Genomic DNA, 6337 nt, shown 5'->3' on the forward strand with positions numbered 1-6337 from the left:
GGGGGCGGCGGGGGCTGGCACCGATGGGACAGCCGGCGGAGTATTCGGTGAGCGGCGCCAACTGATCAATGTGGCCTACCGGTTGCTCAGTTCGCTGGCCGAGGCCGAGGACGCCGTACAGGAGGCGTACGCGCGCTGGTACGCGCTGCCGCGAAGCAGGCGGGACGAGATCGTGTCCCCCGGCGCCTGGCTGACGACGGTGACCGGCCGGATCTGCCTGGACGTACTCGGCTCGGCGCGGGCCCGGCGGGAACGCTATGTCGGCGCGTGGCTGCCCGAGCCGCTGCCCGACAGCGCCGAGTGGAGCCACGGCCAAGGCGCCGACCCGGCCGACCAGTTGGTCCTGGACGAATCGGTGACCATGGCCTTTCTCGTCGTACTGGAGTCGATGACGCCCGCCGAGCGGGTGGCGTTCGTCCTGCACGACGTCTTCCGCTACCCCTTCGCCGAGATCGCCGGCGTTCTCGGCCGTACGCCCGCGGCCTGCAAGCAACTCGCGGCCTCCGCCCGGCGGCGGGTGGGCGACGCGCGCGCTCCGGTGACGGCGGCCGGGCAGGCGGACGCGGTGCGGCGGGTCAAGAAGGCCTGGGAGACGAAGGACATCGCTGCCCTCGTCGACCTCCTCGACCCGGCGGCCGTGATGACCGCCGACGGCGGCGGCCTGGTCGGTACCGTCCTGCGCCCGATCGAAGGCGGCGCGCGCATCGCCCAGTACATGGTCGCCATCGCCGACAAGGCGCCGGGGCTCGAACTCCTGGAGCGCTCGGTCAACGGCGCCCCGGGCCTGGTGGCGCTGCGGGCCGGAGTTGTCATGACTGTGGCCTCGTTCGATGTCACGGACGGCCGCGTCACCCGGATCTGGGCGGTCCGCAACCCGGAGAAGCTGCGGCCGTGGACGCGGGAGGGTCGCTAGGCCCTGTCCGCCGGACCTCCGGCCGACCGCGCCTCCTGATATCCGCGTTTCCAGCGAGACGGGGGTCCCGACAGCCCCGAGAACCGGTGCGAGAGGCCACTTGTACAGGGAAAACGCAACTTCGACAGGGTCCGCGGAGGCGGCTACCTTCACCTGGTCCTCGGCGATCGCCCACGGTCGCGGCACCCCCGACCAGGGAGCGACGCATGCCCCATCTCGCGCTGTACACATTCGGCGTCCTGAAGTCGCCTCTCGCCGATCCCGCACCTCTCACGCGGGAGTTCCACGAGAGCGGTGAGGCCGTCTACCGGGAGATCAGCCGGCACCCCGGACATATCGCTCGTGCTGAAGCGACGGATCGCAGCCTGGGCGCACGGACGGACTTCGACGCGGACTGGGGTGCGTGGGGAGAGTTCGCCGTTCCGGCCTGGTACGGAAAAGGCCGTACTGCGGAGACCACCGCCCTGGCCGCGACCCTCTCCCTCTGGACCGGCCCGCGCCCCGCCTTCGACGCCATCTACACCAGTCTGCACCGCGCGGCGCTCACCAGGCGTCACGACTGGTTCGAGAGGACAGGACACCCGGGTTACGTGTTCTGGTGGGTCACCGACGGCGCGATACCCACCTGGCAGGACGGGGTTTCCAGGCTGGAACACCTCCACGAACACGGCTCAGCGCCGCACGCCTTCACCTTCCACCACTCGTTCGCCCCGGACGGAACGCCGACCAGGATCAAAGGCATCGGACCGAAGAGCGACCAGTTCGCCGACGAGGAAGCCTGAACGACTGGGTTCGCTGCCAAACGCTGTACGGCGAAGAGGAGCCGGTCCGCGAGCACTCCGAGGCGGGATCGGTCGGCGCCGGCGCCGATGTTGGCGCCGGTCCGCGCTTGCGCGGCGTGGGCATGCGACGCCCGTGGAGGTTCGGCCGGCTCTCCGGCCGGACCGTCGATCTGTGGATCTACCTGGTCGCGCCGATCCTGGGGGCGGTCCTCGGGGCCTCGGTCCACCACCTGCTCATCAGGCGGTTCCACACGCACAAGCCCCTGACGTACAAGCTGGCGGGTGACGGCAGGCGGGGAGTGATCTCCTGACGGCTCGGTCCGACGGCTCGGTCCGACGTCGAGGGTCACGCTCGCATCCGGCCGCGCCCGGTGCCCGGTGCCCGGTGGCCGGTGCCCGGCGCCCCGTGTCAGAGCCGTGTCAGGGGTGTGTCAGCTCCGTCGGCGAGCGTGGTCGAAACAACCCGCCACGGAAGGACCCATCCGATGAGCCAGACAACTCCCGTCCCGCAGGGCCTCCCCACGGAGCGCGATGCGAGCCCCTTCGACCCGCCCAGCCAGATCAGCCGGCTGCGCGACGCCCGCCCTGTCAGTCCGCTGCTCTTCCCCGACGGTCACGAGGGCTGGTTCGTCACCGGCTACGACGAGGTCCGCCAACTCATGGCCGACACCCGGTTCAGCTCCCGGCAGGACATCGGCCCCCTCCACGAGGCGTACGCCACCCCCGGCATGCCCGCCGCCACCGAACCGTCCCCGCAGATCCCTGGTGTGTTCATCGCGATGGACCCCCCGGACCACACCCGGCTGCGGCGCAGGCTCACCGGCGCCTTCACCGTCAAGCGCATGAAGAGGCTCGAAGAGCACATCGTCGAGATCGTGGAGCGGCAGTTGGACGAACTGGCCTGCCTCACCCCGACGGTGGACCTGGTCAAGGAGTTCGCGCTGCCGGTGCCCTCGCTGGTGATCTGCGAACTGCTCGGTGTCCCCTACGAGGACCGGGAGAACTTCCAGGCCAACTCGGCCCAGTTCCTGGTCAAGGACCAGTCGCTGGACGAGAAGATCGCCGCGTACACCGCGCTGACCTCGTACCTCTCCGAACTGGTCACACGCAAGCGCGCCGCCCCCGGCGACGACATACTCTCCGACCTGGCCCGCCATGACGACCTCACCATCGAGGAGTTGACCGGCAGCGCGTTCCTGCTGCTGCTCGCGGGCCACGAGACCACCGCCAACATGCTGGCACTGGGCACCTTCGCGCTCCTGGAGAACCCCGAGCAGGCGGCCGAACTGCGGGCCGACCCGGAGCTGTTGCCGGGTGCCGTCGAGGAACTCCTGCGCTACCTCACCATCGCCGACATCTTCTACCGATACGCCACGGAAGACATCGAACTCGGCGGCGAGACAATCACCAAGGGGTCGACGGTCGTTGTCTCCTTGCTGGCCGCCAACCACGACCCCCGGCACTTCGACAACCCCGACACCCTGGACATCCACCGCAACGCCCGCGGTCACCTGTCCTTCGGCCACGGCATCCACCAGTGCCTCGGCCAGCAACTGGCCCGCATCGAGATGCGCGCCGGTTTCGACGGACTGCTGCGCCGCTTCCCGACCCTCGAACTCGCCGTCCCGGCGGGCGAGGTGAGGCTCAAGACCGACATGAACATCTACGGGGTCCACGAACTTCCCGTCACCTGGTCGGACTTGGGCTAGTGCCGTGACCGGAGACGACGCCGGCGGGGTGTGCCGAACTGGTGCGGACGGCCGGTCAGGGGCCGATCGCGGACCTGGGGTGCGGCCCCGGACGCCTGACGGCACATCTGGCCGTGCTGGGGCTGCCACCGCGAGACTGGAACAGGAGCCTGGCGAACGCGTGAACAGGCCGCGCGCCTGCCTCTTGGCCCGCGCAAGCCCGCAAGGGCGCAAGGGCGCAGGGGACGTTGTTCACCGACTGGGGCGGCGATCCGGCAACCTGCCGGAAGTTCGCTCCGACCGCCCGGAACCACACCGCCTCGAAGTTGATGTCCCAGGTCGGTCAGCGGGTGAGCGAGGCGCCCAGATCGCCGCACGGGCTCTGCTGGAGCGGCCCCTGGAATCACCACGATCTTGAGGGGCGACCCGCGGACGTCGGCAGGTGGCCCCTCAAAGCCTCACTCCACCCCCGTTTCCGCGAACTCCGGGAGGCGAGGGAGTCAGCGAGTGGGTGGGACGAACTCGGGCTGGTCGAGCAGGCGCAGCCAGCTTCCATCCGGCTGGCGCCGGACGACCTGCGCCCGTGCGCCGGCCCCGTCCTTCGGTGGGGTCGAGGTGAGAGCGATGTCGCCGCTGACCAGCGTCGGCAGGGGTGGTTCCTGCTCAAAGCGGGGAGCGTTGGCCAGCACCTTCTCCCATAGCGCGTGGATCGCCTTCCGCCCCACTGTCAGTTCGCCGGGCGGGTAGGCGATTACTGCGTCCTCTTCGTACAGCGCGGCGACCCCCGCCGCGTCACCGGCGTTGGATCGCTCGACGAACAAGCGGGTGATGTCTTCGGGCCGCATGGCCTGCTCGTACTCCGGCATGGGTTCCTCCTGATGTCGGGCTCTGGCGCTCTCAGCGTGGCCGCCCGTCGACCAGAAGTCCAACAGATGGATTTTCTGGGAACTAGAATGTGCAGTCATGGAGCTGAGGCAGCTTGAGTACTTCATCGCAGTCGCCGAAGAGCGCAACTTCACCCGTGCGGCCGAGCGGGTGCACATCAGCCAGTCCGGCGTCAGCGCCCAGATCCGCCAGCTCGAACGGGAGCTGGGTGCCGAGCTGTTCGACCGGTCCGCCCGCACCGTCACCCTCACCGTCGCGGGGAAGGCCGCGCTCGAACACGCCCGTGCCACACTCGCCGCAGCCGGGGCGATCGGCCAGGCGGTGGGGGAGGTGACCGACCTGATCCAGGGACGGCTCACCGTCGGGATGGTCATCGGCTGCACCCTCACCCCCCTGTTCGACGCCCTCGCCTCATTCCACGAGGCACATCCCGGTGTGGAGATCTCGCTGCTGGAGGACAGCTCCGACCGGCTCATCGAAGGGGTGCGTACCGGCGCCATCGACTTGGGACTCATCGGCGCTGGAACCGCCACCCCCGACGGACTGGACGCGCTGACAATCATCAGCGAACGGCTCATCGCGGCGGTCCCGGTCGGGCATCCCCTGGCGAAACTGGGGCGGGTCGCCCTGCGCGACCTGGTCGCCTACCCGATCGTGTGTATGCCACCCGGCACCGGCCTGCGCGCGCTATTCGACCAGGCTTGTGCCGCACAGGGCCTCCGACCCGCGATCGCGCTGCAAGCCAGCGCTGCGGATGCCATTGCCGGCCTCGCCGCCCGCGGACTCGGCGTCGCCATCCTGAGCCACTCGATGGCCGAGAACTACCGCGACAGGCTCACCGTCCGCACCATCGTCGATGTCGAGACACCAGTAGTGCTCGCCCTGATCTGGAAGAACACGCACAATCCCTCGGTGCGCGAGTTGCTCGTGCACAGCCGGCAAGCATTCACGGACTTTCCGGAACCGCGCCGCGCTCGCGGAGATCGACGCCCTCCTCGACCGGGACTTGCTCGCGCTCGACACTGAGAACCGCCTTCGGCTGACCTCTGGGGGAGACGCGGTCCATCGCCAGTGCGCGGAGCGCCAGACGGCCATGCGAAAGCAAGCCCACCCGGTCGGCCTTCTCCCACCACCAACGCGTACTGCGCGAAGCCGGCGTGATCCAGGTCCGGGTGAACGGGGCCCGACGCATACTCAGCCTCCGCCGTGACGAGCTGGATTCCTGCTTCCCCGGCCTGCGCGACGCCGTACTCGAAACCGCCCCGGCTCTCGTCGGCGCGCCCTGATGTGCCCGCCATGCCGGTCGTGCTACGTCCCGTTCAGCGGACTCCGCTCCGCGCCGCCCCGTTCCTCTCCTCGGGCTCCGGACGGTTTCTCGGCATAAGTCCTGTCAAGGCCTTGTGCAGACCGTCACCCACGGCTGACGAAGCCGCCCCCGACAAGGCAGACTGTCGACGGCGATACCGGCACTGCGGGGGCAGGGGGAGCTATGGACCGTGACAACGGGCCGCGTAACACGGATCAAGGGCCTCCGGTCGGACCCGGAAGCACTGGCACGGGCACGGACACAGGCACAAGCGGGGCGAGCGCGACGCGTACGACGAGCACGACGGGCACCGTGAACAGCAGCACCGACACGCACACCGAATCCGCCTCAGCGAGCACCGTCACCCCGAACATCCCGGACCCCGCCGATCTGCGCTTCAGCGTTCTCGGACCCGTACGAGCCTGGCGCGCCGGCAAGGCCCTCGCTCCCGGTTCGCCGCAGCAGCGCGCACTGCTCGCCGTCCTGCTCCTGCGCGAAGGCCGTACGGCGACCGCCCCCGAACTCATCGACGCCCTCTGGGGCGAGGCGCCGCCGCCGCAGGCGCTCGCCGCGCTCCGTACGTACGCCTCCCGGCTCCGCAAGGTCCTCACCCCCGGGGTCCTGGTCACCGAGTCCGGCGGTTACGCGCTGCGCGTCGCGCCCGAGGCGCTCGATCTCGCCGTCGCCCAGGACCTCGCCGCCGACGCCGAGAAGACCCGCAGCGCCGGGGACCGCGCCGGCGCCCGCATACTGATCAACAAGT

7 protein-coding genes and 1 pseudogene are annotated in these 6337 nt (G+C 69.8%); 7 read left to right on the forward strand and 1 reads right to left on the reverse strand.

The window, feature by feature from the left end; all coding sequences use genetic code 11:
• From sigJ to QR77_RS48655, 5 genes and pseudogenes are all read left to right on the forward strand, one after another.
• The coding region (gene sigJ / locus QR77_RS15355; protein WP_236710665.1) for an RNA polymerase sigma factor SigJ at window positions 1-913 on the forward strand (913 nt) is incomplete at its 5' end.
• Between the two features lie 206 nt (window positions 914-1119).
• Window positions 1120-1695 carry a DUF3291 domain-containing protein gene (locus tag QR77_RS15360; protein ID WP_040022337.1) on the forward strand — a complete coding sequence of 192 codons (576 nt, stop codon included), beginning with the start codon at window positions 1120-1122 and terminating at the stop codon, window positions 1693-1695.
• A 122-nt stretch (window positions 1696-1817) separates the two neighbouring features.
• Entirely contained in the window at window positions 1818-2006 is a 189-nt protein-coding gene (locus QR77_RS15365) for a hypothetical protein (RefSeq protein WP_040022338.1), read from the forward strand.
• A gap of 174 nt (window positions 2007-2180) precedes the next feature.
• Window positions 2181-3404, forward strand: a complete 1224-nt coding sequence (locus tag QR77_RS15370; RefSeq protein WP_040022339.1) for a cytochrome P450 — start codon at window positions 2181-2183, stop codon at window positions 3402-3404.
• A 38-nt stretch (window positions 3405-3442) separates the two neighbouring features.
• Window positions 3443-3529 (forward strand): annotated as a pseudogene (locus tag QR77_RS48655) (SAM-dependent methyltransferase); the annotation flags it as partial.
• A 354-nt stretch (window positions 3530-3883) separates the two neighbouring features.
• On the opposite strand, the gene QR77_RS15375 reads toward QR77_RS48655, so the two are convergent.
• Window positions 3884-4249, reverse strand: coding sequence for a nuclear transport factor 2 family protein (locus QR77_RS15375; RefSeq protein WP_040022342.1), 366 nt, complete (start codon window positions 4247-4249; stop codon window positions 3884-3886).
• A 97-nt stretch (window positions 4250-4346) separates the two neighbouring features.
• On the opposite strand from QR77_RS15375, the gene QR77_RS15380 reads away from it, so the two are divergent.
• Window positions 4347-5294 (forward strand): LysR substrate-binding domain-containing protein, encoded by a 948-nt coding sequence (locus QR77_RS15380; protein WP_052488773.1) that lies wholly within the window; start codon window positions 4347-4349, stop codon window positions 5292-5294.
• Window positions 5295-5757: 463 nt separating this feature from the next.
• On the forward strand, window positions 5758-6337 hold a 580-nt coding region (locus tag QR77_RS15390; RefSeq protein WP_173476310.1), incomplete at its 3' end, for a winged helix-turn-helix domain-containing protein.

The organism is Streptomyces sp. 150FB (assembly GCF_000818195.1).
Taxonomy (GTDB): domain Bacteria; phylum Actinomycetota; class Actinomycetes; order Streptomycetales; family Streptomycetaceae; genus Streptomyces.

Coding starts and splice junctions, on each gene's coding strand:
- QR77_RS15375 (WP_040022342.1), bottom strand. CDS start 4,249: ATGCCGGAGTACGAGCAGGCCATGCGGCCCGAAGACATCACCCGCTTG.
- QR77_RS15380 (WP_052488773.1), top strand. CDS start 4,347: ATGGAGCTGAGGCAGCTTGAGTACTTCATCGCAGTCGCCGAAGAGCGC.
- QR77_RS15365 (WP_040022338.1), top strand. CDS start 1,818: ATGCGACGCCCGTGGAGGTTCGGCCGGCTCTCCGGCCGGACCGTCGAT.
- QR77_RS15370 (WP_040022339.1), top strand. CDS start 2,181: ATGAGCCAGACAACTCCCGTCCCGCAGGGCCTCCCCACGGAGCGCGAT.
- QR77_RS15360 (WP_040022337.1), top strand. CDS start 1,120: ATGCCCCATCTCGCGCTGTACACATTCGGCGTCCTGAAGTCGCCTCTC.